We start from the raw sequence: 24,160 nt of genomic DNA on the forward strand, positions 1-24,160 counted from the left end.
TGGGGTAGCGGCCGGTGAAGACCGCAATACTTGCAGGCTGGCAGAATGCCAGGCATGCGTTGGCAATATGTGTGGCGGTGGCGCTTTGCGTCGTCGCGCCCGCTTTTGCGCAGGAGCAGGGCCAGCTCTACGTGACCCAGGAAGACGGCTATGGCCGGCTGATCCTGAGTTTCCCGGGCCTCGACCGCCTGCCCACCTACACGATGCGCATTGAAAATGGCGTGCTCTCGATCGAGTTCGGCGAGCAGGTGTCCGTGATCCTGCCCGATGTCGGCACCACCATGTCCGACTATCTCTCTGTTGCCCGTGTCGATCCGGACGGGCGCGGCCTGCGCATGGGGCTGCGCAAAGCCTTCAATTTCAACCGCATCGAAGCGGGCGAGAAGCTGTTCATCGACCTGCTGCCCACCAATTGGCAGGGCATGCCTCCGGCGCTGCCGCAGGAGGTAGTGGACGAATTGGCCGAACGGGCGCGGCTGGCCGCCATCCGCGCCGAGCGGGAGCGCAAGGCCGCCGATGCCGAAGCGCTGAAGCCTGAGGCCAGCGTCCGCATTGGCCGCAATCCCACTTTCCTGCGGCTGCAATTCGATTGGACCGTGCCGACAACCGCACAATATGTGCAGGATGGCCAGACCGGCCATATCGCCTTCGAGTGGCCGGTCGGGGTCGATATGCGCGGCCTCCTGGCCGATCTCCCCGCCGAGATTGTCGGGGTGGACAGCGCCGTCACGCCCGATGGTGCCAATGTCACCCTGGCATTGGCCGAGGGCGTAACGCCGCGCTTTTACCAGAATTCGTCGCGGCAATTCGTGCTCGATATCGATATTGCCGGGCAGGCGCTGCCCAGTTTCCAGGCGGCCGAGCTAGCCGAAGCCGTCAAGATTCCCGCCAGCGCCGGTCCGGCCGGGGAGGTGGGTGGCGCTCCGCGTATTGGCGCATTGCAGGCCGCCACGGTAAAACCCTTCGTCAATGTGGTGGGATCGACAATCCGGGTCGTCTTCCCGTTCGAGCAGGATACGCCTGCAGCCGTGTTCCGGCGCGGCGATACCGTCTGGATGATTTTCGACACCACGGCCGGCATTGCCCCGCCTGCCCAGTCGGACGAACTTGATGCCCTGGCCGACGAATTCTCGGTGGTTGCCGCCGGCGATACGCAGGTGGTGCGGGTCAATCTCAACCAGGAACGCCTCGCCAGCCTGGGCTCCGAAGGCATGGCCTGGGTGCTGTCGCTCGGCGATACCGTGTTGACCCCCACCGAGCCGATCCAGCTCAGCCGCCGCCGCGATGTCGAAGGCTCGTTCGAGATCGTCGCCAACATCGCCCGCCCGGCCAAGGTGCATGATTTCCGCGACCCCGATGTCGGCGACATGCTCAAGGTGGTCACGGCCTACCCTCCGGCCCGCGGCATTACCCGCGCGCTGGACTATGTCGATTTCTCGGCTTTGCGCAGCGTGCATGGTCTGGTGATCAAGCCAGAAACCGAACGCCTCGCCATGGCCATCGACAGCGATCTGGCTGTCATCTCGACGCCGGGCGGGCTGACCGTTTCGGCGCTCGATGGCCCGCGGAGCATCGGCGGCGCTGCTGCCAGGGAGGGCCTGCGCGGCAGCTTTGTCGATCTGGCCCGGCTCGAGCAGCCCGATCCCCGGGCCTTCGCTGCCCAGCGCGATGCCTTGCTGGCGGCGGCCGCAGAGGCCGACGGCGCCCAGCGCGACGTGGCCCGGCTCGATCTGGCGCAGTATTACCTGGCCAACCAGCTGTCCTATGAGGCCATCGGCGTGCTGCGCGTACTCGAAAGCCAGCTGCAATCCATGGCGCTGACCCGCAAGCTGCGGATGAGCCTGGCCATTGCCGACACCATGGCACACCGCCCCAAGGAGGCACTGGCCATCCTCAATACCTCGGCCATGGCGCAAGAGGTCGATGGCCTGTTCTGGCGTACCATTGCCCGCGCAGATGCCTATGATTTCAAGGGCGCCAAGCTGGATGCCCTCGAAGCGGCCAGCGTGGCCGGCTCCTATCCAGCCTGGGCGCGCAATCGATTCTATTTCGCCGCCATGCGGGCAGCGGTCGAAACTGGCGACAGTGCCGTCGCCGAGCGTTTCCTGGGCCAGGTGGATTTCGCCAGCCTCAATGCCGAAGACAGCAGCCTCTATCATCTGATGTCGGGCCGGATCGACGAGGCCAATGGCCGGGTCGATGAGGCGATCGACACCTATGGCCAGGTCATTGCCGCCGATATTCGCCCCACCCGCGCCGAAGCGGTCTATCGCACGCTCTATTTGCTCGATCAGGCCGGACGGCTGGATCTGGCCAAGGCCTCGCAGACGCTGGCGGCCGAGGCCCTGCTATGGCGCGGCAATCCGCTCGAAGCCGATATGCAGAAGCTGTTGGCCGAGTTCTATTTCCGCGAGGGCGATTACCGGCTGGGCTTTGAGGTGGTGAAGCAGGCCGTCGGCACCTATCCCGATGGTGCCTCGACCAATGCCATGCGCGACGAAGCGCAGGCCGAGTTCGGCGCACTGTTCCTCGATGGCAAGGCCGATACGCTGGCCCCCGTCGAAGCGCTCAGTCTTTACTACGACTTCCGCCATCTCACTCCGCCCGGCCGCCGTGGCGACGAGGTGATCCGCAATCTGGCGCGCCGGCTGGTGCGGGTCGATCTGCTGCCCCAGGCGGCCGAATTGCTCGAATATCAGCTCGACAATCGCCTGCGCGGCGTGGCCAAGACGCAGGTCGCCACCGATCTTGCTGTGATCTATGTCGCCGATCGCAAGCCGCAGGATGCGTTGCGCGTACTCAACGCTACCCAATTGCCGGGTCTGCCGGAATCGCTGGTGCGCCAGCGCCGGCTGCTCGAAGCCCGCGCCATGATCGATCTGGGACGCGACGTGCTGGCGCTGGACATGGTGCGCGATATGGACGGGCGCGACGTCAGCCTGTTGCGCGTCGATGCCCATTGGAAATCCAAGCGCTATGTCGAAGCCAGCGAAATGCTGGAGGCGCTCTATTCCGAGCCCAACCAGACCGACCCGCTGGGCCAGCCCGAACGCATGAGCGTCATCAAGGCGGCGGTGGGCTATGTCATGGCCAATGACACGCTGGGTCTGTCGCGCCTGCGCTCCAAGTTCGCTGACCGTATGGTCACCTCGCCGGAGTGGCCGATGTTCGATTACGTCACCGGCCCGATCCAGGTCGATAGCCTCGAATTCAAGAAGGTCGCCAGCCAAGTGTCAGGCATCGACGGCCTCAATGCCTTCCTTGCGGCCTATCGGCAGACCTATGGCGGCGAGGACGCCCTGGCGCCGCTATCGGCCAGCCGGCCCGATGCTGGGCTGGCGGCGCTTTAGCTGCTGACGAAACTTCGCACCAGCGAGCCCGCCACCAGATACCAGCCATCCACCAGCACGAAAAAGATCAGCTTGAACGGCAGCGAGATTACCACCGGGGGCAGCATCATCATGCCCATGGACATCAGTACCGACGCCACCACCATGTCGATGACCACGAAAGGCAGGAACAGCAGGAAGCCGATTTCAAAGGCGCGGCGCAGTTCCGAAATCATGAAGGCGGGCACCAGCAATTGCAGTGGGATCGCCTCGGGCTCGGCCGGTATTTCGGCGTCGGTCAGGTCGAAAAACAGCTGCAAATCCTGTTCGCGCACATTGGCGCGCATGAATTCATGCAACGGCGCCGATCCCGCTTCAAACGCTTCTGCCACCTCGATCTGCCCAGCCAGCAGCGGCGCAATGCCCTGGTCATAGGTCTGTTGCAGCGTGGGCTGCATGACGAACAGGGTCAAAAACAACGCCAGCGACACCATCACCGAATTGGGCGGCGCGGTTTGCAGCCCGATGGCCGTGCGCAGCAGCGACAGCACCACCACAATGCGGGTGAAGCTGGTCACCATTACCAGGATTGATGGGGCCAGCGAGAGCAGCGTGATCAGCCCGATGAGCTGGACAGCCCGCTCGGTCAGCGTCGCTTCGTCGCCGAAATCGATGGAGAGGTTTTGCGCATAGGCCAGGCCTGGCAGCGCCAGCAAAGTGAAAGCGGCAAGGCCGGCGAGAACGAGCAGGCGCCGCGCATGGCGCGGCGATGGGTCAGTTCCGGTTGGCCGTGCTATCGCCGTCGACAAGATCAGTGCCTTCCACGTCCTGCTGTGCACTGTCTTCTTTAGCTGAGTCGGCGGGCCGCGAAGCCGGTTTGTCGGAGTTTCCCGCCCTTACTGCGGGTTCGGCGGGTTCCACCGACCGCATCAGCCCGGTCTGCCGCAAGGAGCGGGGCCCGCGGGGCTTGTCGGCCAATTGCTCGACCACCGCGACGGGTGCGCCGGTCGGCGCGACCACCGGCTCCGGCGCCACGGCTTTAGGGACAGGGGCGGCCGGTTGCACCGGCTTGCGGCCTAGCATGGGCACGGGGCGGCGGTTAGAGGCGAGCGCTGTTTCATCGACCGCTATGCCGGTTTCGATCACCACGTCCTGCGGCCCGCCGATTAGCACCAGATGCTCGACATTGTCGCGCCGCACGATCAGCAATTGCCGCTTCTGGTCGACAGAGAGGCTATCAATCACCGACAGCCGCCGATTGCGCCCGCGCGCCACGCTTCCAGTGGCCCCATAGAGCAGCTTGAGCAGCCACACGGCCAGCACGATCAGCACCAGCACGATGCCGAGTGCGAAGACCACGGTGAGGATGGAGTTTTCCGAACCGCCGAACAGGCTGGTAATGAACTGCATAATGGCTCCCAGAACGTGCCGACCCGAATCCGGGCGGTATAAGCGGCATATATTGCCTATTTGGCCGCAGCAATTTGCAAATTGCGAGGCAGGTGCCGGTATTGCAGGGGTTAATTAACACTTGATTAACCATGACCCGGCAAGATTTGCCCATCGCGCCTTATCAAAGACTCGCGGGGGTATCGGCCAATGGGCCTTATGGACATGCCGGTTTTTGCCGCGCTCACCGACAAGATGCGCTGGCATCAGGCCCGTCAAGGCCTGCTTGCCGAAAACGTTGCCAATGCGGAAACGCCCAATTACCGCGGCCGCGATCTGGCGCAGTACGATTTCGCCGAGCAGATGGGCGGTTTCTCCTCGGCCAGCGTCACCACGCTCGCCACCCAGCCGATGCACTTTTCCGTGTCCAGCAGCGAAGGTGGGGCATTCGGCGCCCAACGCATGGCCAATTTCGAAATCACGCCCGAAGGGAACGGGGTCTCCCTCGAAGACGAGATGATGAAGGTCACCACCAATATGATGGACTATCAGGCCGCCACCACGGTCTACCAGAAGTCGATCAAGATCCTCAAAACCGCGCTTGGCCGCTCGGCCTAGGAGCCTCAGGCATGGATTTCAATTCCTCGCTCCGCATCGCCGCCACCGGCCTGCATGCCCAGACGGCTCGCATGCGCGTTATCGCCGAAAACATCGCCAATGCCGACTCGGCCGGCAAGGCGCCGGGCGAGGAACCCTATCGCCGCCGCGTCCCCACCTTTCAGGCCCAGTATGATGCCGAAGTGGGGGGCAAGGTCGTCGAAGTGGGGCGTCTGGCCTATGACATGAGCGATTTCACCAGCCGCTATGAGCCCGGCCATCCGGCCGCCGATACCAGCGGCTATGTGCAATATCCCAACGTCAACACGCTGATCGAGACGATGGATATGCGCGAGGCCCAGCGCACCTATGAAGCCAATCTCAACGTCGTCACCGTCACCCGGCAGATGCTGGGCCGCACGCTCGACATTCTGCGCGGCTAAGCGCGACAAGGACAAGCCAGATGGTCACCACTCCGTTCAATGCCGCCACCGCCGCCTATGGCAATGCCAGCCGCCTGATCAACCAGGCTGCCAAGCCCACCACCGATCTCAGCGCCGCCGCTGGCGGTTCGGGCAATAATTTCGCCAGCATGCTGGCCCAGCAGGTGCAGGGCGTGATGGATGCGGGCAAGGCTTCGGACGCCATGGCGCTGGACATGGTCAATGGCAAGGCCAATGTGGTGGATATGGTCACCGCCCTCAGCCAGACGGAACTGGCTATCGAAAGCATGGTCACGGTGCGCGACCGGGTGATCTCGGCCTATGAAGAAATCATGCGGATGCCGATCTGACACTGACCCCGCGCGGGAATGACGCGAGGGGAGTAGACTGGGGCGCGTGGCGACGATTCGCCCGACAGGACCTGCAATGACCGGCGCCGAAGTTCTCGACATTTCCACCGATGGCATCTGGACGTTGATCATCGTCGCTGCGCCGATGATGATCGTGGGCCTGTTGGTCGGCGTGGTCATCGCTCTATTCCAGGCGCTGACCCAGATTCAGGAACAGACGCTGGTCTTCGTGCCCAAGATCATCGCCATTTTCATCACCATGCTGATCACCCTGCCATTCCTCGGCGCCACCATGGGCGGCTATATGAACCGGGTGATCGACATGATCATCGTGGGCGGCTGATGCTCACCATCGGGCTGGATTGGCTGCCCAATACCGCCTTTGTCTATCTGCTGCTGTTTTCCCGCATCGGCGCCATCCTGATGCTGATGCCCGCGCTGGGCGAAACCATGATCCCGGCGCGCATGCGGCTGGCTTTCGCGCTGGCTTTCACGCTGGTGGTCTATCCGCTGCTGGCACCCAACCTGCCCAATATGCCGGCCGATTTCATGGGCATTGTCGGGCTGATCTTCCACGAATTGGCCATTGGCCTCATGCTGGGCGCCATTGCCCGCATCACCGTCATGGCCACTCAGGTCGCGGGCGCGGTCATCGCCTTCCAGTCGGGTCTCAGCGCCGCCATGGCCGCCGATCCGACCCAGGCGGGGGTGCAGGGCGCGGTGTTCGGCAGTTTCCTGTCATTCCTTGGCGTCACATTGATCTTCGCCACCGACCTGCATCATGTCGCATTGGCCGCCACCTATGACAGCTATGTGGTGTTCGGCGTCGATGCGCCCCTGATGTTCGACGATGCCGCGCAATTGGCGCTGCGCACCGTCGCCAGTGCCTTTTCCATCGGCATCCAGATGTCGGCGCCATTCATCGTCTTCGGCCTCGTCTTCAACCTGGGCGCTGGCATCCTCGCCCGCCTGATGCCGGCGCTACAGGTGTTTTTCCTGCTGATGCCGGCCAATGTGATGGTTGGCCTCGTACTGTTTGCCTTGCTGCTGACCATGATGATGGGGTGGTACATCACCGGCTTTGAGAGCCACCTGGCGATGTGGAGGGGCTGAGTGTCAGACGAAGCTCCGGAACAAGCCAGTAAAACCGAAGACCCCTCCCAGAAAAAGCTGGAGGACGCCCATAACAAGGGCGATGTCGCCAAGAGCCAGGAGGTGACCACCTGGTTCATGCTGCTGGGTTCGGCCACCATCTTTGCCATGATGGCGCCTTCGACCAGCGCCAGCCTGGTGCAATCGCTCAAGGTGGTGATGACCAATGCCGATCAGTTCGAGCTGGGCGGCTCGGGCTTCGCGGTATTCTTCAATGGCTTGGCGCTGGCGCTGCTCGGCACCATTCTCGTGCCGCTGGCCATCCTGACCTTTTGCGGCGTCGCCGCCAATCTTATCCAGCATCGGCCCCTGATCTCGACCGAACCGATCACCCCGAAATTCTCCAAGATTTCGCCGCTGGCCGGCTTCAAGCGGCTGTTTTCGACCGAGTCGCTCGTCAATTTCGGCAAGGGTCTGCTCAAGATCTGCATCGTGGGCACGGTGCTGTTCTTCGTGGTCTGGCCCGAGCGCGACCGGCTCGACACCATGATGACGGCCGATCCGCTGATCATCCTGGCCGATTTCCAGGAGATCGGCCTCAAGATTTTCGGCGCGACGCTTGCCGTGCTGGCCATCATCGCGCTGGCCGATTACATCTATGTCCGCCAGAAATGGTGGAAGCGGCAGATGATGACGGTGCAGGAAACCCGCGACGAATATAAGCAGATGGAAGGCGACCCCAAGGTCAAGGGCCGCATCCGCCAGATGCGGCAGGACCGGGCCCGCAAGCGCATGATGGCCTCGGTGCCCGACGCCACCGTGGTGATCACCAACCCGACCCACTTTGCCGTCGCCCTGAAATACGACCGCTCGATGGGCGCCCCGCAATGCGTTGCCAAAGGCGCCGATGCTGTAGCTCTGCGCATCCGCGAAGTGGCCAAGGAAAACGACGTGCCCATCGTCGAAAACCCTCCGCTGGCCCGCGCGCTGTTTGCCAGCGTCGATATCGACGACGTCATCCCGGGCGAACATTTCCAGGCCGTCGCCGAAGTCATCGGCTTCGTCATGCGCCTCAAGAAACCGGGCGGCTGGAAGGCGGGGTAGGGCGCCCTGCTGCCGCGAGCCGCACTGTCACTCGCTGGGCCGCCAGAAGGTGCGCCTGAGAGACAATTCGATCAGGTCGCGGCCGGCATTGGTGAGGCTTGCAACTGCCGCGCCGCCCCGCACAGACCGGGCCCAACCAAAAGTTAGTGCGCCGAAAACCACAAGATAGGTCAGCGTTGCTACGATGGCGGCCACAGGCGATGTGATCTGTACTATGGGGACCGCCTGCAGCAGCACCGACCCGATGAAGAAATAAACCAGGGTGTTGCTTCCGATGGTCTGCAGCACATTGCGTGTTCCAGCCGGCAACAAAGAATGGACGGCGTAGGTAAGCCCCAGGATGCCGAGCGCAGCAAGGATACCGAAAGCGTAGTAGCCAGGGTGGTTGTGGTGGCGCCAATGCTCGATGTCGGAGATGAAATGGGCGGTCCGGCCGACCCCCCAATACCAGATGAACGTCGCCAGCAGGAAGAAGCTGACGATGCACCCGAAGATGACCGTCGCTCTCGCCCACTTCTGGCGGGTCTGGGCAAAGACCGCGTTTCCCATAGCCATGCCGAAAGTCATAAGGCCCAAGCCGTGCAAAACCGTCGGGCCTCTGTCACCACCGATGCCCAGCAGGACACTCCCCGGCACGCGAAACGGGGGTGGCAGGGGTGCAAGATCTGCCAGCAGGAGCGTGTGGACCAATACGCCGGCCAGAGACAGTAGCACCACTGGGAGAAACCCGAACCTGACCCGCAGCCAGAGCCATAGCGGTGCGATAGCCAAAAGCAGCGCATATGTCAGGAAGATTGCACCATATCCCTCGGTGACCCATTGCACACGCTCACCTGGAACAAGCCCGTTGAGCAGGGCGAAGGCGTTGTTGATAATCGAGAAGACCAGGTAGGTCAGCGCACAGAGCAGCGACCTATAGAGCAGGCCGGCAAAGACCGTGGGCTCCCGCCCCCGCATGCGGTGCGCGTTGGCGATTTCGATCATCACTCCCATCAGAACGAGCAGGGACGGGGTCGCCATGCGCGTGACCACCTTGAAGGCCATAGCCCATCCGCCTTCGGTCTCATCGTAAATCGCGTGGTGAATGACGATGTGGCTGATGATTGCGAGCGTCACGGTCAGATAGCGGAATAGATCGAGTTGGCCCACACGGGTCGCGCGGCTGGTGGGGGCCGGTGCGATCATGAAACAACCTCTAGGCTCTGTTTTTGAGAGTTTGGAAGATTAGGATTAAGGCTTCCGATATATCGGCCGGAAACCCGCACTCGCCGGCACAACGGGCGCCGAAAGGCGTAAAACACCGCTGGCCAGCATCCCGGTCAGTGGTTCCCGGCGGGGGCAATCAGTCCGGGTAGTGTTTCGTTAGGCCGGTGTTTATAACTTTGTTCACCCTCCCAACGGGCCGGTTCCTTTGCTAGACCTGTCGCAGGCCCTGATTCGCCCCGACTCACCGTCATCCGGAGCACCACGACCCATGGCATCGACGCCGCTCGGCGAGGACACCTATCCCGATCCACTTCTGGCCTCCGAGCGCAGCAGCGCCGGGTTGTGGCGCGTTGTGGCTTTGGGCGTGGCGCTGGTGGCGTTGGCCGTCGCCTTTTCCTTTTTCAGCGACCGGATCCCGATGGACCTGGTGATGACCTTTGTCGGTATCCTGGCGGTGGTCGGCGTATTCTGCCTGTTCGGCCTCGCCGCCGGCTTGTTCCGCTTTGCCGGCAATGAGGAACGCCGCACCATTTCGCGCGCCGTGGTCGATAGCCTGCCCTTCGGTGCGGTGGTGTCCGACCGCGACGGCAAGATTTCCTATGTCAACGCGCACTATGGCAATTTCAGCGGCGCGCTGAACAATGGCCTGCCGGTGGGCGTGCCGCGCCTGTTCGCCGGCCAGTCCGATGCCAGCGAAGCGATCTATCGCCTCTCCCGCGCCGCCAAGGATGGCCGCAGCGCGGTCGAGGATATTCGCCTCGTCGGTGGCCTGGGCGGCTCGCAGGCCGAAAGCGCGCGCCCCTTCTGGTATCGCGTCGCCGTGCGCCCCTTGCCCGAAAGCGACGAAACCAAAAAGCCGCTGGTCATCTGGTCGGTCGAGGACATCACCCGCGACCGCGACAATAATGAGAGCGCCTTCCGCGACCTGCAGCGCGCCATCGATTATCTCGATCATTCCCCGGCCGGTTTCTTCTCGGCCGACGCGCATGGCCGCATCCAGTATCTCAATTCCACGCTATCCGACTGGCTCGGCTACGATCTGGCCGAGTTCAATGCCGGTCACCTGGGCCTGTCGGACATCGTGCGCGGCGACGGCGCAACGCTCTTGATGCGCGGCCGTGGCGATGGCGAGATTTCGACCGAAGTCATCGATATCGACCTGGTCCGCCGCAATGGCACCAGCCTGCCGGTGCGCCTGCTGCATCGTGCTGCCCGCATGGCCGACGGCGAATTGGGCGAGACGCGCACCCTGGTGCTCGATATGTCCAGCGCCCCCGATACCGAGGAAGAGCTGCGCGCTGCCGAAGTGCGTTTCTCGCGCTTCTTCAACGACACCCCCTTTGCCATTGCCACGCTGGATGGCGAAGGCCGCATCATCCGCACCAATGCCCCGTTCGGGCGCATCTTCAAATGGTCGGGCGAGGAAAAGAGCCTCGAAATGCAGCCGCTGAGCGAGCTGATCGGGGAGGGGAGCCGCGACAAGTTCGCCCGCGCTATTGGTGAGGCCACCGCCAATCGCTCGGAAATCGAGCCGGTCGATGCCCTGCTCAATGCCGAGGGCGATCATGCCGTCCGGCTCTATCTGTCGGCGTCCGAACTCAGCGAAGGCTCGGCCGAGCAGGTCAATGTCTATGCGCTCGACATGACCGATCAGCGCAAGCTGGAAGCCCAGTTTGCCCAGAGCCAGAAAATGCAGGCCGTGGGCCAGCTTGCGGGTGGCGTGGCGCATGATTTCAACAATCTGCTGACCGCCATTATCGGCTTTTCCGATCTGCTGCTGCTCAAGCATAAGCCGGGCGATCCCTCTTTCAGCGAATTGATGCAGATCAAGCAGAATGCCAATCGCGCGGCGGGTCTCACCCGCCAATTGCTGGCCTTCTCCCGCCGCCAGACGCTGCGCCCGCAGGTGCTCGAACTGCCGCTGATCGTCGATGATCTGACGGTGCTGCTCAAGCGCATGATCGGGGAAAAGAACACGCTCACCGTCGAGCATGGTCGCAATATCTGGCCGGTTCGCGCCGATGTGGTGCAGCTCGAGCAGGTCATCATTAACCTCGTGGTCAACGCCCGCGACGCCATGCCCGATGGTGGCGCCATCACTATCCGCACCTCCAATGTCGAGCAGGCCGATGCCGAGCGCCTGACCTTCGACGGCATGGTGCCGGCCGATTTTGTGCTTATCGACGTGCAGGATACCGGCACCGGCATGAGCCAGGACGTCATCGCCAAGATTTTCGAGCCCTTCTTCACTACCAAGGAATTGGGCAAGGGGACCGGCCTGGGCCTCTCGACGGTCTATGGCATCGTCAAGCAGACCGAGGGTTATATCTATCCCGTCTCGACTGTGGGCGCCGGCACCACGTTCAAGATTTTCCTGCCGCGCCACGTGCCCAATGAAAACGAAGTGGCTGGTAAGGTCGCCGTCGCGGCACCCGCCCGCGATCTTACCGGCCAGGAACGCATCCTGCTGGTCGAAGACGAGGAAAGCGTGCGCGCCTTCTCCGCTCGCGCCCTGCGCGCCACGGGCTATGAAGTGTTCGAGGCTGATGGCGGCGAAGAAGCGCTCGAAGTGCTTGAGGATATCGACTTCAAGATCGATCTGATGATTTCCGACGTCGTGATGCCGGAAATGGATGGGCCGAGCCTGCTCAAGCACGTGCGCAAGCAAATGCCCGATCTCAAGGTGATTTTCGTCTCCGGCTATGCCGAGGAAAGCGTGCGCCGCGACATCGAGGACGACCAGAGCGTGGACTTCCTGCCCAAGCCCTATTCGCTCGATCAGATCAATTCCAAGGTCAAGGAAGTGCTGCAGCGGCTGGGCAAGGGCGAGGTCAATTGAACGAGTTGGGTCGCTTCGGCGGCGCCGAGTTCAATGTGCTGGGCGAGCCCCTGCAACCCTGTTCCAGCGATCCACTCACCGGCTTTTTTCGTACCGGCTATTGCGCCGCTGGGCCGGATGGGGCGGCAGTTCACCTGGTCTGCATCCAGGCGACTGACGAATTCCTCGAATTCTCGGCATCGGTCGGCAATGACCTGTCGACGCCACATCCCGAATTCTCATTTCCGGGTCTGGTAGGCGGCAACCGCTGGTGCCTCGTCGCCGGCCGCTGGGCCCAAGCCCATGCCGCCGGCAAGGCACCAAAGGTGTTCCTGCGGTCGACTAATCAGGCCGTGCTCGGACTTATCCCCCTTGGGGTACTCAAGGCCTATGCTCTGGATTTGAACTAAGGCGGGGAAGGGGTGCGGAAAGCCCCCGGGCTGGCGCCCACCCACCATGCTGCATCTTTAAACAGAGGTTCCCGCTTCCGCGGGAATGGCACCGAGGCGGTAGAGACCTCATGGTGAGCCCGCCGAACCACGAGGCCGAGCGAGTGGAGACCGGTGTGCCACGACCTCCTCCTGCTACAAGCTCAGGATGAGGTCTACTGGGGGCAGGTCTCCTAGCGGCCCAACCCCTCCGCCAACAGCGCATCCAGATGCTGGAAACTCATCTCCATGCCCTCGGCCATGCCCGTCGCGGCAATCTGGTCTCGCAGCGCTTTGGACGCATAGGTCAGTCGATTGACCACCGTTGTCCCCTCCGGCTTCTCCTCAAAATCCACCGCAGACTTCGACGTCCCGCCCGTCTCATCCTGATCAAACGCCTCTTCGCTCAAGATATGCTCTGGCGCCGCAATGGCATGGATCACCCCGGACATGGAAAGGTGCTCCTCGCCCTTGTGCCATTCATAGCGATAGCGGCCTGCCGGCCGTGGCTCGAAGATACAGACCGGCATGGTCCAGCCCGGCGGCCCGGTCAGCCAGCGCTTGATCAGCGGCGGTTGGGTGTAGCAGGCAAACACCAGATGCCGCGGCGCGGCGAAATCGCGCTCGGTGAGGATTTCGGTATCGCTGGGCATGGATATCCGCAACGGTCCGCCAAATGTCATCCTGCTCTCCCTCAGGTCTTGCCCGTCATCGCCTCGAGCCGCTTGAGTTCATCCAGTAGGTCATCGAGCCGTTCGTACTGGGCTTCCCAATATTTGCGATATTCGATCAGCCAGCCTGTCGCCTCGGCCAGCGGCTGCGCCTCGAGCTTACAGGGCCGCCGTTGGGCGTCACGACCGCGGGAAACCAGCCCGGCATTTTCCAGCACCTTGAGGTGCTTGGAGATGGCGGGCTGGCTCATGGCAAAGGGCTCGGCAAGTTCCATCACCGATGCCTCGCCCTGCGCCAGCCGCGCCAGAATGGCGCGCCGCGTTGGGTCGGACAGGGCCTGGAAGGTGGCGTCGAGACTGGCAGACGTCGGCATGAATAACCTATGGTTGCAAAACCGTTTGGTTATTCAACGCCTGTTCGGCACAGTCGTCAAGCGACGCCGCCCGGAATGGGGGTCCCCGCCGCCAGCAGCCCCTGATTGGCCAGTTCCGTCCACAGCGCATCCGGAATTTTGGCGTCCCACCACTTGAGAATGCCGTCCAGTTCTTCGGGCGATTTCGGCCCCGGCAAGACATTGCATACTGCAGGATGTGTCAGCGGGAATTGCAGCGCCGCTGCGGGCAGAGCGACGCCAAAGTCCCGGCAGACGGTTTCCAGCGCCTTGACGCGATCGACAATGGCCTGTGGCGCCTTGGCATAATTGAAGGTCGAGCCACCCACCAGAATGCCCGAATTGAACGGGCCGCCAATAACTACCGAAGCACCGCGCTCCAGGCATGTTGTCATGAAAGGGCTGAGCGAAGTTTGTTCGAGCAGCGTATAGCGCCCGGCGAGCAGGAACACGTCCCAATCGCCCAGCGCAAAGGCGTCCATCAGCACCTGCCATTCATTGACGCCCAGCCCGATCGCCTTGACCGCGCCGCTGTCGCGCAATTCGCGCAAAGCCCTGTAGCCGCCGCTTTCCAGCTGCTTCCACAAGGGCTTATTGCCCTCTACGCCATGGGTGGCCGTGCCGATATCGTGCACATAAAGGACATCGACGCCATTCATCCCCAGCCGCTGCAGGCTGTCCTCATAGGAGCGCATCACGCCGTCATAGGAATAGTCATAGACCTGGTCGAAGGGCAGGGGATTGACCCAGTTATGCGGCTCGCTCCACCCCATTACCGGCTTGAGCTTGCGGCCCACCTTGGTTGACAGCACCGTGCCGGCCCGGCGCTCACGTAGCACGTCGCCGACCAGATGCTCGGAGCGGCCATAGCCATATTGGGGTGCCGTATCGACGTAGTTTATCCCCACATCAAGCGCGTGGCTTATAGTTGCCCGCGCCTGGTCGGCCGGCACATCGGTGAAAATGCCAGCCAGGGACGCGCAGCCGAGGCCCAGCGTGGTGATTTCCAGACCGGTTCTACCGATCTGGCGCTTCTCGATTATGCGTGCCGTCATGACGCCCTCCCAGATGAGGGATAACTGACATGTTAGTTGGCCGCCGTAAAGCCGCGCACCCTAGTAGACGTTGCCGACGATCACCGGATGTTCGGCTTCGACCCGGATCGGGTTGCGCAGGGCCGCACCGAACTGGGCTTCCTCGATCTCGAAAATATCGTCCGGCTTGGTCGAAATGCCGTCGGCAAAGCTCAGCGTGGCCGTGCCGAAGCAATGCACGTGGATATCGCCGGGATTGCGGAACAGCTCATATTTGAAGTGGTGATATTCGAGATTGGCGATGGTGTGGCTCATATTGTCCTCACCAGAGAGGAACGGCTTTTCCCAGACCACCTGGCCATCGCGCCAGATGCGCGACTTGCCCTCGATATGGGCCGGCAGGTCGCCCAGCCGCAGTTCGGGCCCGAACGAGCAGGCGCGCAGCTTGGAATGGGCCAGATAGAGATAGTTGATCCGCTCGGTCACATGGTCGGAAAATTCGTTGGCCAGTGCAAAGCCAAGCCGGCGCGGCTGGCCATTGTGATCGATCAGATAGATGCCGGCGATTTCCGGCTCTTCGCCCGCGTCGAGCGCGAAGCTGGGCGAGGGAATGGGGTGGCCGGGATTGACCACGGTATAGCCATTGCCCTTGTAGAACCATTCCGGCTGCACGCCCTTGGTGCCGTCTTTCGGCTTGCCGTTTTCCAGACCCATGCGGAACATCTTCATGGAATCGGTCAGGTTGTCCTCGGTCTTGGTGCCGTTGGACTTGTGCATGGCGTCGCGCGTTGCGGCGGAACCCAGATGGGTCAGGCCGGTACCGGTGACATAGAGATGGGCCGGATCGGGATGATCCACCGGCGCCAGCAGCCGGCCTTCGGCCAGCAGCGCTGCCTTGTCGACCACTTCGCCCAGCCCTTGCTGCGCGATCAGCGCGCCAATTCCGGATTGAGCGGCAATGGCCGCCTGGGCCAGACCATAGACGCTGGCGGCGCCATTGACCTGGCGCGTGACATCGCCGTCCACCGCGCCAACGGCCCGTTCGCCATTGAGATCAAAATACTGGATCAGATTCATGTGTTTCTCCCGCGGAGCGGCCCGGCGGGCCCGACTGGCAGGCATAGAACGCAACAGGGGTACTCTAGGCAAGCCCAAAAATCATACTAATTAAATCTTGCCGCGCCTGCGCCGTGCGTTGGATTGTGCCAAGCCCCTGGCATCTCTATATCCAGGGCTGCGCCAGGGCGGCGCCGGGGATGACTTTACCATGCTGGATAGCGTCGAAAGCGCGCTCGCGGCGATTGCCGCAGGTGAACTCGTGGTGGTGGTGGATGATACCGACCGCGAGAACGAGGGCGACCTGATCATGGCAGCCAGCAAGGCGACCCCGGAAAAGATCGCCTTCATGATCCGCCATACCAGTGGCATCATCTGCGTGCCGATGACGCTCGATCGCGCCGCCGCACTCAATCTCGACCCCATGGTCGCCAACAATATTGATCCGTTCCGCACGGCCTTCACCGTCACGGTCGATTATCGGGTCGGCATGACGACAGGCATTTCCGCCACCGAGCGAACCGCGACCATTAGGGCGCTGGCGGGCGGCAATGCCCATGCCGGCGATTTCATCCGCCCCGGCCATATCTTCCCGCTGCTGGCCCGCGAGGGTGGCGTGCTCGCCCGCTCCGGCCATACCGAGGCGGGGATCGATCTGGCCCGCATGGCTGGGCTTGAGCCCGCCGGCGTGCTGGCCGAAGTGGTCAACGACGATGGCAGTGTCAAGCGCCTGCCCGAGCTGATCGCGTTCGCCCAGGAGCACAACCTCAAGATCATCTCGATCGAAGATTTGATCTCCTACCGTTTGACACAGGAAAAATTCCTGGCCCGCCAGGCCGTCGTGCCCACCATGGTGGCTGGCCTGCCGGCCGTGGCCTATGCCTATCAGACCCCGTTCGATCCGGTGCAGCAGGTGGCCCTGGTGCTGGGCGATGTCGAGGGCAAGAGCAACGTGCCCTGCCGCATCATTCGCGAGCAGCCCTTGCGCGATTTGCTGGGCCGGGCGGCCGGCGATGCCGATCCGGTCGAACGTGCTGTGGCCGAAATCATCTCCCGCGGCGGCACCGGCATTGTTCTATTGCTCCGCGGCGCTTCGGCCGGGGACCGCGAGGAGGACAGCCGCCGCACTCCGACCCAGGATGGGCAGGGGGGCGAGCATCACGGCAGCGCCGTCAAGCGCATGAAAGGCTGGCGTGAGATCGGCGTCGGTTCGCAGATGCTGCGCGATCTCGGCGTCAAATCCATCGCCCTGATGACCACCTCCGGCCGCCAATATGTTGGCTTGGGCGGCTTCGGCCTCGAAATCGGGGAAACGATTCTGCTCTCCTGACGTCCGGCGCTATTTTCTCATTTTGTTCCGGTTCCCCACTTGACACCTTGGAAACAAAATGAGAACAAATAGGGCACATTAAATGGACAGCGACCTGCGGTGCCAACGCGTTGCGCGGCCCCCCAGAGCGTGAAATAAGGAGAGAACTATGGCTAGCTCGCCGCTTCGCGTTGTTGAGGGTGGAACGATGGATAAAGACAAGGCACTTGCCGCTGCACTCGGCCAGATCGAGCGCAGCTTCGGCAAGGGCTCGATCATGCGGCTGGGCGAGGCTGCGTCGATCGAAGTGGAGGCCATCTCTACCGGTTCGCTCGGCCTCGACATCGCCTTGGGCATTGGCGGCCTGCCCAAGGGCCGTATCGTCGAGATTTTCGGGCCGGAAAGCTCCGGTAAAACCACGCTGGCGCTGCATGTCATTGCCGAGGCGCAGCGCGCCGGTGGCATTTGCGCCTTCGTCGATGCGGAACATGCGCTCGATCCGATCTATGCCCGCAAGCTCGGCGTCAATGTCGACGACCTGCTGATTTCCCAGCCCGATGCTGGCGAACAGGCCCTCGAAATCACCGACACGCTGGTGCGCTCGGGCGCTATCGATGTGCTGGTGGTCGATTCGGTGGCAGCGCTGACGCCGCGAGCCGAACTCGAAGGCGAGATGGGCGATTCCCTGCCTGGCCTGCAGGCCCGCCTGATGAGCCAGGCCATGCGCAAGCTGACCTCGTCGATTTCCAAGTCGAAATGCCTGGTCATCTTCATCAACCAGATTCGCATGAAGATCGGCGTGATGTACGGTTCGCCCGAAACCACGACGGGCGGTAACGCGCTCAAATTCTATGCTTCGGTCCGCCTCGACATTCGCCGGATTGGCGCGATCAAGGATCGCGAAGAGATCGTGGGCAACCAGACCCGCGTGAAGGTGGTCAAGAACAAGCTGGCTCCCCCGTTCCGCCAGGTTGAATTCGACATCATGTATGGCGAAGGCATTTCCAAGACGGGCGAGTTGATCGATCTGGGCGTCAAGTCCGGCATTGTCGAGAAATCCGGCGCCTGGTTCTCCTGGGATAGCCAGCGTCTGGGGCAGGGTCGTGAGAATGCGCGCCAGTTCCTCAAGGACAACCCGGACGCGGCAGCGACCATCGAACGCGGCGTGCGCGAAAGCTCGGGCCTGCTGGGCGAAGTGCTGCTGGTTTCGGGTGGCGACGAAGAAACCACCGACGAATAGTCATTCTACCCTTGCAAGGTATTCGGGAGGTGGCGCGAAAGCGCTGCCTCCTTTGTTTTTTCGGCCACGATTGACCGCTCCAGATGCCCTCTTGCTGCCGCAATGCTGGACAGAGGCGTAAACCCCGCGATAGAAAGCCCGCGACCTTCTGCGGCGCCTGCGCCATTCCGATGAAAGCCTGTTGATGACCAGCGTAAACGATCTCCGCTCGAGTTTTGTCGATTACTTCGCCCGCAATGGTCACGAGGCCGTGCCGTCGAGCCCATTGGTGCCGCGCAACGACCCGACGCTGATGTTCACCAATGCGGGCATGGTGCAGTTCAAGAACGTCTTTACCGGCGTCGAGAAGCGCCCCTATTCGACTGCGACCTCGGCGCAGAAATGCGTGCGCGCCGGCGGCAAGCATAATGACCTCGACAATGTCGGTTTCACTGCGCGCCATCACACCTTTTTCGAGATGCTCGGCAATTTCTCGTTCGGCGATTATTTCAAGGATCGCGCGATCGAATTGGCCTGGAACCTGCTGACCAAGGATTGGGGCCTGCCCAAGGACAAGCTGATGGTCACCGTCTATGAGGACGATGACGAGGCGCTTGAGCTGTGGAAGAAAATTGCGGGCCTGTCCGAAGATCGCATCGTGCGGCTCGGCGCCAAGTCCAATTTCTGGCAGATGGGTGATACCGGTCCCTGCGGCCCGTGCTCGGAGATTTTCTACGATCATGGCGATCACGTCTGGGGTGGCCCTCCGGGTTCCCCGGAGGAGGATGGCGATCGCTGGATCGAAATCTGGAATCTGGTGTTCATGCAGTTCGAGCAGCATGCCGATGGTTCGCGCACCGGCCTGCCGCGCCCCTCGATCGATACCGGCATGGGTCTTGAGCGTGTCGCCGCCGTCATGCAGGGCGTACACGACAATTACGATATCGACCTGTTCAAGGCGCTGATCAGCGCTGCCGCCTCCGCAACCGGCGCTGACATCAATGGCGAAGGCAATCGCAGCCTGCGCGTCATTGCTGATCACCTGCGCTCGATGTCCTTCCTCATCGCCGAGGGTGTGCTGCCCTCCAATGAAGGCCGTGGCTATGTGCTGCGCCGCATCATGCGCCGCGCCATGCGCCACGCGACCCTGTTGGGTGCCAGCGAGCCGGTGATCCACAAGCTGGTGCCGACGCTGGTGCGCGAGATGGGCCAGGCCTATCCCGAACTCAGCCGCGGCGAGGCGATGATCAGCGAAACCGTCAAGCTCGAAGAGGGCCGCTTCCTCAAGACGCTGGGCCGGGGCCTGCAGATTCTGGCCGACGAGAGCAAGGATCTGAGCGAGGGCCAGGTGCTGAATGGCGCCACCGCCTTCAAGCTCTACGATACCTATGGCTTCCCGCTCGATTTGACCGAGGATGCCCTACGCTCGCGCGGCATCAGTGTCGATCAGGCCGGGTTCGATACTGCCATGGCCCAGCAGAAGGCCGAGGCCCGCAAGAGCTGGTCCGGTTCGGGTGAAGCTGCCACCGACACGATCTGGTATGGCCTGGCCGACAAGCTCGGCCCCACCGAATTCCTGGGCTACGAAACCGAGATCGCAGAAGGTGTCGTCACGGCCCTGGTCAAGAACGGCGCGGAAGTTGCTTTGCTCGCTGAAGGCGAAGAGGGCTTCGTGGTCGTCAACCAGACCCCCTTCTATGGCGAAAGCGGCGGCCAGGTCGGCGATACCGGCGTCCTCAAGGGCGAAGGCGTTGCCGCCACGGTCTCCGACACGCAGAAGTTCCACGGCGTCTTTGCTCACAAGGTCACGGTGACTTCCGGTACCCTCAAGGTCGGCCAGCCGCTCGAATTGCTGGTCGATCATGGCCGCCGCTCGTCGATCCGCGCCAATCACTCGGCCACCCATCTGCTGCATGAGGCGCTGCGCATCGTGCTGGGCGACCATGTCGCGCAGAAAGGCTCGATGGTTTCCCCCGATCGGCTGCGCTTCGATTTCGTGCACACCAAGCCGGTGAGCGATCAGGAAATGGCCGAGGTCGAAGACATCGCCAATGCCATCGTGTTGCAGAACACACCGGTCGAAACGCGCCTCATGGGCGTCGAGGAAGCCAAGGAATCCGGCGCCCGCGCCCTGTTCGGCGAAAAATATGGCGATGAAGTCCGCGTGGTTGCCATGGGCGAGCCCACTGGCAATGGCCTGGGCTGGTCGGTGGAATTGTGCGGCGGCACCCATGTGCGCCGCACCGGCGATATCGGCCTGATTTCCATCGTCGCTGAAAGCGCGGTCGGCGCCGGCGTGCGCCGCATCGAGGCCCTGACCGGCAAGGCGGCTCGCCATCGCGGCAATACCAATGTCGCCATCGTCAATGCGGCGGCTGGCCTGTTGCGTTCGGGCAGCCATGAAGTGCTCGACCGCATCGGCGCCTTGCAGGACAATATCAAGAAGATCGAGCGTGAACTGAGCGATGCCCGCAAGAAGCTCGCCTTGGGCGCCGGCGCTTCGGGCGCTGCGGCCGCAGTGGACGAAACGGTCAATGGCGTCATCTATGTGGGTCGCACCGTCGAGGGTATCGAGGCAAGGGACGTCAAGGGCCTGGTTGATACTGAAAAGAAGCGCATCGGATCGGGCGTGGTTACCGTCGTGCTCAAGGGCGAAGACGGCAAGGGCACCGTAGCCGTCGGCGTGACGCAGGACCTGACGGCGCGTTATGCGGCCGGCGAGTTGATCAAGCTGGCCACTGCAGCTTTGGGCGGGCAGGGCGGCGGCGGCCGTCCCGACATGGCCCAGGGCGGCGGACCGGACGGCTCGAAGGCGGCCGAAGCCATCGCCGCCGTGCGAGCCGGGCTCTAGGAAGCCAAGACCTTATCCTGAGCTTGTCGAAGGATGAGGTCTTTGCGCCTCCGCTAAAGCCCGGTGCGGAAGAAGAACAGCCGCGGCTTCCAGACGATCTTGATCTTGTCGGTCAGCACATTGGCAAGGCCGGCCGTCAGCACGATGACGAGGCCCACAATGGCCACCCAGTCGGGGTATTCGCCGAAAAACGCCGCGCCGAACACGATGGCCCAAATCAACTGGCTATATTGCACCGGCGCCAGCAGATTGGCCGGCGATCGCTTCGCCGCCGAAATCAACAACAGCCCACCAGTGCCGCCCATCAGGCCGATGCTGACAAACACCGCCAATTGCTCCAGTGACGGCAGCACGAAAAAAGGGATCATCAGCAACCCGTTGAACAAGCCGGAATAGATCACCTGCAGGCCCACCAGGCTCACCCGCCGCTCGCGCGGCGCCACATGCCGCAGGATGATGGTGGTCACGCCGCCGAAAAACACGCTGCAGAAAATCGCCAGATGCCCCAATTGCAGCTCGCGCACACCGGGGCGGATTACCAGCACGACGCCCAGAAAGCTGATGATCAGCAGCAGCCAGCGATGCACCGCCACATGTTCCTTGAGCACCAGCACGCCCAGCAGCGTCACCATGATCGGGGTGAGGAAGCCGACGGCATAGACGTCGGCAAAAGGAATGTGGGTAAAGGCATACATGACGCAGGCGGTGCCCGCGATTGCCGTAGCGCAGCGCAAATGCACCAGCCACGGGTGCTTGAGCTTATAAAGGTCGCGCCACCGCTCGCCCCGCTTGGTCAGCATGGCGGGAATGATCGAAAAACTGGTGGTAAAGAACGCGATCTCGAAGACCGACATGGCCGGGCCGGTTGCCTTGATCAGGGCGTCGGCCATTGAAAAGCTGGCATAGGCCAAAAAGGCCAGAATGACGCCGACCGGCATCGCAATATCCAAAATATGAAGAGGACTCGGGGAAACCGATCTACCATACGAGTTCGCTGCGATGCCGTCGATTGGCTGGGGCCGGGCAAAGGCGCTAAATTTCGGGTCCCTGCACCTCGGTAATATTGGTCTTGGGGCCGGGACGGGCGCGGTATTCGGCAAAGCGGCCGGCAATGCGGGCGCGGGCGCCATCGAGGAACACATTGACCAGCCCGCTGAGGATCACCACGGCGAGTCCCGCATAGGCGAGCAGATCGGGATGCTCGGCATAGAAATAGGCGCCCAGCCCGATGGCCCAGACGATCTGCACATATTGCACCGGGGCGACCTGGCTGGCCGGGGCATTGCGGGTGGCGGCAATCAGCAGGATATGGCCCATGCCGATAAAGCTGCCGCTAGCGAGCAGCAGGGCAAATTGCTGCCAGTTCGGCACGATGAAGCTGGGCGCCATCAGAACGGCATTGACCGCCAGCAGATACAGCGCGGGCAGGGCGATCAGGCTGACACGTTTCTCCGCGCTCGCCACGATGCGCAGCACGGTGGTGGTGGTCGCGCCGAAAAAGGCACAACCCAGCGCCGCGAGATGCCCCAGTTCCAGCTCGCGAAAGCCGGGCCGCACCACCAGCATGACGCCGGCAAAACCGGCCAGCAACATGGTCCAGCGCATGGCGTGGACACGTTCCTTGAGCAGCAGCACCGACATGGCCGTGATGAACAGGGGCATCATGAAGACCAGCGAATAGGTCTCGGCAAAGGGGATGGTGACGAAGGCGAAGGTGACCAGCGATGAGGACGCCACGCCGCTGAATGAGCGCAGATGCACCAGGCCGGGATGCTTGAGCCGGAAACTGTCGCGCCAGCGCTCCCCCCTGGGCTTGGCGAACATGGCCGGAATCAGCGAGAACAGGGCGATGAAAAAGCCGATCTCGAACACGCTGAGCGTCTGCCCGAAACCCTTGATGATCGCGTCGCCGCAGGCATAGATCGAATAGGCGGCAATCGCGTAAAGCACGCCGATCGGCATGATAAATCCAAAAAAATCGAGGGCAGGCAGGAGTATGACCTTAAGGCCGCTCCATGCCTGCGTCGATGGGCATTATGCCGGCAATCAGTCGTCGAGCGAAATGTCCCCGCCACTCGATGAGTCGAAATCGGTCTGGGCAGGATTGCCCTCCACGTCGATATCGCCGCCGCTTGAGGCTTCAGCTTTGACGCTTTGGGTGGCATGCACGGCAATGTCGGCCCCGCTGGAGGCGCCGGCGGTGGCTGTGGCACAGACGAGGTCGCCGGCATCGATCCCCGAGCCGCTGGAGGCCTCGGCGCCAATGGTATTGCAAGTGCCGGAGAGATCGATATTGGCGCCGCTCGATGCGCCGGCGCGCAACGCGCCAAAGGCGGCGCCGGTCAGCTTGATGTCGGCGCCGCTGGAGGCCTCGAGATCAAGCTGGTCGGATTCGAGGCCCGTGCCGCGCACATCTGCGCCGGAGCTGGCAGAAATGCCCGAGATGGCGGGCAGGGCGATGTTGATGGTTACGGCATTGCCATTGTTGAGCAGCATGCCGACGAGCCCGCCGCTGATGATGAAATCGAGGAAGTCCTGATCGAGACGGGCGGTGAGTACGCCATCGGCGACTGCGAGTTCGAGATTGTTGAGGGCGTCGGCGCTGCCCGATTCGGCGCGGACGGCGAAGTTGTCGCCAATGGTGACGACGGTATCGAGCCCGGTGGCGATATCGATGCGGTCGAAATTGTTCAGCGCGAAATCGCGGCTTTCCGCCTTGGCCGCACCTCCGAATGTCAATCCAATCGCCGTGGCGAGTGCAAGTGTGGCAATGGTCCGCATAGTCTTCGCTCCCTCGTTGACTGCCTGGCATATGGTAGTTGGCGGCGGTCGCTCAAGAGAGCTTGGCGATATAAAGGGGCCGGAGCATGGC

At 62.5% G+C, this 24,160-nt stretch carries 22 protein-coding genes; 12 read left to right on the forward strand and 10 right to left on the reverse strand.

Annotation, left to right across the window (positions count from 1 at the left end):
- The first annotated feature begins 14 nt into the window (after positions 1-14).
- Positions 15-3,350, forward strand: a complete 3,336-nt coding sequence (locus FF80_RS07015; protein WP_152558297.1) for a tetratricopeptide repeat protein — start codon at positions 15-17, stop codon at positions 3,348-3,350.
- Here FF80_RS07015 and fliP read toward each other — a convergent pair.
- Together fliP and FF80_RS20880 are read right to left on the reverse strand one after the other, a co-directional pair.
- The gene (fliP, locus tag FF80_RS07020) at positions 3,347-4,078 is read right to left on the reverse strand and encodes a flagellar type III secretion system pore protein FliP (RefSeq protein ID WP_035098989.1); all 732 of its coding nucleotides are present in this window, start codon (positions 4,076-4,078) and stop codon (positions 3,347-3,349) included. The genes FF80_RS07015 and fliP overlap by 4 nt on opposite strands.
- Positions 4,079-4,103: 25 nt before the next feature.
- Positions 4,104-4,739, reverse strand: coding sequence for a flagellar biosynthetic protein FliO (locus tag FF80_RS20880; protein ID WP_052153278.1), 636 nt, complete (start codon positions 4,737-4,739; stop codon positions 4,104-4,106).
- A 189-nt stretch (positions 4,740-4,928) separates the two neighbouring features.
- Between FF80_RS20880 and flgB the strand changes: the two genes are divergently transcribed.
- The 6 genes from flgB to flhB all read left to right on the forward strand — a co-directional run bounded on the left by flgB (position 4,929) and on the right by flhB (position 8,304).
- Positions 4,929-5,336 carry a flagellar basal body rod protein FlgB gene (gene flgB, locus FF80_RS07030; protein ID WP_035098912.1) on the forward strand — a complete coding sequence of 136 codons (408 nt, stop codon included), beginning with the start codon at positions 4,929-4,931 and terminating at the stop codon, positions 5,334-5,336.
- 11 nt (positions 5,337-5,347) lie between these two features.
- Positions 5,348-5,758 (forward strand): flagellar basal body rod protein FlgC, encoded by a 411-nt coding sequence (gene flgC / locus FF80_RS07035; protein WP_035098913.1) that lies wholly within the window; start codon positions 5,348-5,350, stop codon positions 5,756-5,758.
- A 20-nt stretch (positions 5,759-5,778) separates the two neighbouring features.
- Entirely contained in the window at positions 5,779-6,108 is a 330-nt protein-coding gene (locus FF80_RS07040; protein WP_035098914.1) for a flagellar hook-basal body complex protein FliE, read from the forward strand.
- A 76-nt stretch (positions 6,109-6,184) separates the two neighbouring features.
- Positions 6,185-6,451 (forward strand): flagellar biosynthesis protein FliQ, encoded by a 267-nt coding sequence (gene fliQ, locus FF80_RS07045; RefSeq protein ID WP_035098915.1) that lies wholly within the window; start codon positions 6,185-6,187, stop codon positions 6,449-6,451.
- Entirely contained in the window at positions 6,451-7,221 is a 771-nt protein-coding gene (fliR, locus tag FF80_RS07050) for a flagellar biosynthetic protein FliR (protein WP_035098916.1), read from the forward strand. Before fliQ ends, fliR begins: the two co-directional genes overlap by 1 nt.
- Complete coding sequence (gene flhB / locus FF80_RS07055; protein ID WP_035098917.1) at positions 7,222-8,304, forward strand: flagellar biosynthesis protein FlhB; 1,083 nt, start codon at positions 7,222-7,224, stop codon at positions 8,302-8,304.
- 27 nt (positions 8,305-8,331) lie between these two features.
- On the opposite strand, the gene FF80_RS07060 is transcribed toward flhB, so the two are convergent.
- A complete protein-coding gene (locus tag FF80_RS07060; protein ID WP_035098918.1) occupies positions 8,332-9,489 on the reverse strand; it encodes a hypothetical protein in 1,158 nt (385 codons plus the stop codon).
- Positions 9,490-9,778: 289 nt separating this feature from the next.
- Here FF80_RS07060 and FF80_RS07065 point away from each other — a divergent pair, with 289 nt between their 5' ends.
- Positions 9,779-12,349, forward strand: a complete 2,571-nt coding sequence (locus tag FF80_RS07065; protein ID WP_035098919.1) for a PAS domain-containing sensor histidine kinase — start codon at positions 9,779-9,781, stop codon at positions 12,347-12,349.
- Positions 12,346-12,738: a DUF2237 domain-containing protein gene (locus tag FF80_RS07070; RefSeq protein WP_244445727.1), complete on the forward strand. Its 393-nt coding sequence runs from the start codon at positions 12,346-12,348 to the stop codon at positions 12,736-12,738. Before FF80_RS07065 ends, FF80_RS07070 begins: the two co-directional genes overlap by 4 nt.
- 212 nt (positions 12,739-12,950) lie before the next feature.
- Here the strand turns inward: FF80_RS07070 and FF80_RS07075 are convergent, their stop codons facing one another.
- From FF80_RS07075 to araD1, 4 genes are read right to left on the reverse strand one after another with little or no spacing between them, the layout of a single operon-like run.
- Positions 12,951-13,439, reverse strand: a complete 489-nt coding sequence (locus tag FF80_RS07075) for an SRPBCC domain-containing protein (RefSeq protein ID WP_035098920.1) — start codon at positions 13,437-13,439, stop codon at positions 12,951-12,953.
- A gap of 11 nt (positions 13,440-13,450) precedes the next feature.
- Complete coding sequence (locus FF80_RS07080; RefSeq protein ID WP_035098921.1) at positions 13,451-13,801, reverse strand: metalloregulator ArsR/SmtB family transcription factor; 351 nt, start codon at positions 13,799-13,801, stop codon at positions 13,451-13,453.
- Positions 13,802-13,857: 56 nt separating this feature from the next.
- The gene (locus FF80_RS07085) at positions 13,858-14,874 is read right to left on the reverse strand and encodes an aldo/keto reductase (protein ID WP_035098922.1); all 1,017 of its coding nucleotides are present in this window, start codon (positions 14,872-14,874) and stop codon (positions 13,858-13,860) included.
- Between the two features lie 60 nt (positions 14,875-14,934).
- Complete coding sequence (gene araD1 / locus FF80_RS07090; protein ID WP_035098924.1) at positions 14,935-15,930, reverse strand: AraD1 family protein; 996 nt, start codon at positions 15,928-15,930, stop codon at positions 14,935-14,937.
- A gap of 190 nt (positions 15,931-16,120) precedes the next feature.
- On the opposite strand from araD1, the gene ribB reads away from it, so the two are divergent.
- The 3 genes from ribB to alaS all read left to right on the forward strand — a co-directional run bounded on the left by ribB (position 16,121) and on the right by alaS (position 21,288).
- Positions 16,121-17,239 (forward strand): 3,4-dihydroxy-2-butanone-4-phosphate synthase, encoded by a 1,119-nt coding sequence (ribB, locus tag FF80_RS07095; protein WP_035098993.1) that lies wholly within the window; start codon positions 16,121-16,123, stop codon positions 17,237-17,239.
- 148 nt (positions 17,240-17,387) lie between these two features.
- Positions 17,388-18,458 (forward strand): recombinase RecA, encoded by a 1,071-nt coding sequence (gene recA, locus FF80_RS07100; RefSeq protein WP_035098925.1) that lies wholly within the window; start codon positions 17,388-17,390, stop codon positions 18,456-18,458.
- Positions 18,459-18,642: 184 nt separating this feature from the next.
- Positions 18,643-21,288 carry an alanine--tRNA ligase gene (alaS, locus tag FF80_RS07105; RefSeq protein ID WP_035098926.1) on the forward strand — a complete coding sequence of 882 codons (2,646 nt, stop codon included), beginning with the start codon at positions 18,643-18,645 and terminating at the stop codon, positions 21,286-21,288.
- Positions 21,289-21,341: 53 nt separating this feature from the next.
- Here alaS and FF80_RS07110 read toward each other — a convergent pair whose 3' ends face one another.
- The 3 genes from FF80_RS07110 to FF80_RS20885 all read right to left on the reverse strand — a co-directional run bounded on the left by FF80_RS07110 (position 21,342) and on the right by FF80_RS20885 (position 24,069).
- Positions 21,342-22,226 carry a DMT family transporter gene (locus FF80_RS07110; protein WP_035098927.1) on the reverse strand — a complete coding sequence of 295 codons (885 nt, stop codon included), beginning with the start codon at positions 22,224-22,226 and terminating at the stop codon, positions 21,342-21,344.
- A 94-nt stretch (positions 22,227-22,320) separates the two neighbouring features.
- Positions 22,321-23,250: a DMT family transporter gene (locus FF80_RS07115; RefSeq protein ID WP_035098928.1), complete on the reverse strand. Its 930-nt coding sequence runs from the start codon at positions 23,248-23,250 to the stop codon at positions 22,321-22,323.
- Positions 23,251-23,334: 84 nt separating this feature from the next.
- The gene (locus FF80_RS20885) at positions 23,335-24,069 is read right to left on the reverse strand and encodes a head GIN domain-containing protein (protein WP_052153279.1); all 735 of its coding nucleotides are present in this window, start codon (positions 24,067-24,069) and stop codon (positions 23,335-23,337) included.
- Between the last annotated feature and the right edge of the window lie 91 nt (positions 24,070-24,160).

This window comes from Devosia sp. LC5 (assembly GCF_000735585.1).
Classification (GTDB): domain Bacteria; phylum Pseudomonadota; class Alphaproteobacteria; order Rhizobiales; family Devosiaceae; genus Devosia.

Bases quoted from the DNA above. Each gene is read 5' to 3' on its own strand.
- flgB (WP_035098912.1), top strand. From the start codon at position 4,929: ATGGGCCTTATGGACATGCCGGTTTTTGCCGCGCTCACCGACAAGATG.
- ribB (WP_035098993.1), top strand. From the start codon at position 16,121: ATGCTGGATAGCGTCGAAAGCGCGCTCGCGGCGATTGCCGCAGGTGAA.
- fliQ (WP_035098915.1), top strand. From the start codon at position 6,185: ATGACCGGCGCCGAAGTTCTCGACATTTCCACCGATGGCATCTGGACG.
- FF80_RS07085 (WP_035098922.1), bottom strand. From the start codon at position 14,874: ATGACGGCACGCATAATCGAGAAGCGCCAGATCGGTAGAACCGGTCTG.
- FF80_RS20885 (WP_052153279.1), bottom strand. From the start codon at position 24,069: ATGCGGACCATTGCCACACTTGCACTCGCCACGGCGATTGGATTGACA.
- flgC (WP_035098913.1), top strand. From the start codon at position 5,348: ATGGATTTCAATTCCTCGCTCCGCATCGCCGCCACCGGCCTGCATGCC.
- FF80_RS07065 (WP_035098919.1), top strand. From the start codon at position 9,779: ATGGCATCGACGCCGCTCGGCGAGGACACCTATCCCGATCCACTTCTG.
- FF80_RS07080 (WP_035098921.1), bottom strand. From the start codon at position 13,801: ATGCCGACGTCTGCCAGTCTCGACGCCACCTTCCAGGCCCTGTCCGAC.
- araD1 (WP_035098924.1), bottom strand. From the start codon at position 15,930: ATGAATCTGATCCAGTATTTTGATCTCAATGGCGAACGGGCCGTTGGC.
- FF80_RS07075 (WP_035098920.1), bottom strand. From the start codon at position 13,439: ATGACATTTGGCGGACCGTTGCGGATATCCATGCCCAGCGATACCGAA.
- FF80_RS07115 (WP_035098928.1), bottom strand. From the start codon at position 23,250: ATGCCGATCGGCGTGCTTTACGCGATTGCCGCCTATTCGATCTATGCC.
- FF80_RS07060 (WP_035098918.1), bottom strand. From the start codon at position 9,489: ATGATCGCACCGGCCCCCACCAGCCGCGCGACCCGTGTGGGCCAACTC.
- recA (WP_035098925.1), top strand. From the start codon at position 17,388: ATGGCTAGCTCGCCGCTTCGCGTTGTTGAGGGTGGAACGATGGATAAA.
- FF80_RS20880 (WP_052153278.1), bottom strand. From the start codon at position 4,739: ATGCAGTTCATTACCAGCCTGTTCGGCGGTTCGGAAAACTCCATCCTC.
- FF80_RS07040 (WP_035098914.1), top strand. From the start codon at position 5,779: ATGGTCACCACTCCGTTCAATGCCGCCACCGCCGCCTATGGCAATGCC.
- alaS (WP_035098926.1), top strand. From the start codon at position 18,643: ATGACCAGCGTAAACGATCTCCGCTCGAGTTTTGTCGATTACTTCGCC.
- fliR (WP_035098916.1), top strand. From the start codon at position 6,451: ATGCTCACCATCGGGCTGGATTGGCTGCCCAATACCGCCTTTGTCTAT.
- FF80_RS07110 (WP_035098927.1), bottom strand. From the start codon at position 22,226: ATGCCGGTCGGCGTCATTCTGGCCTTTTTGGCCTATGCCAGCTTTTCA.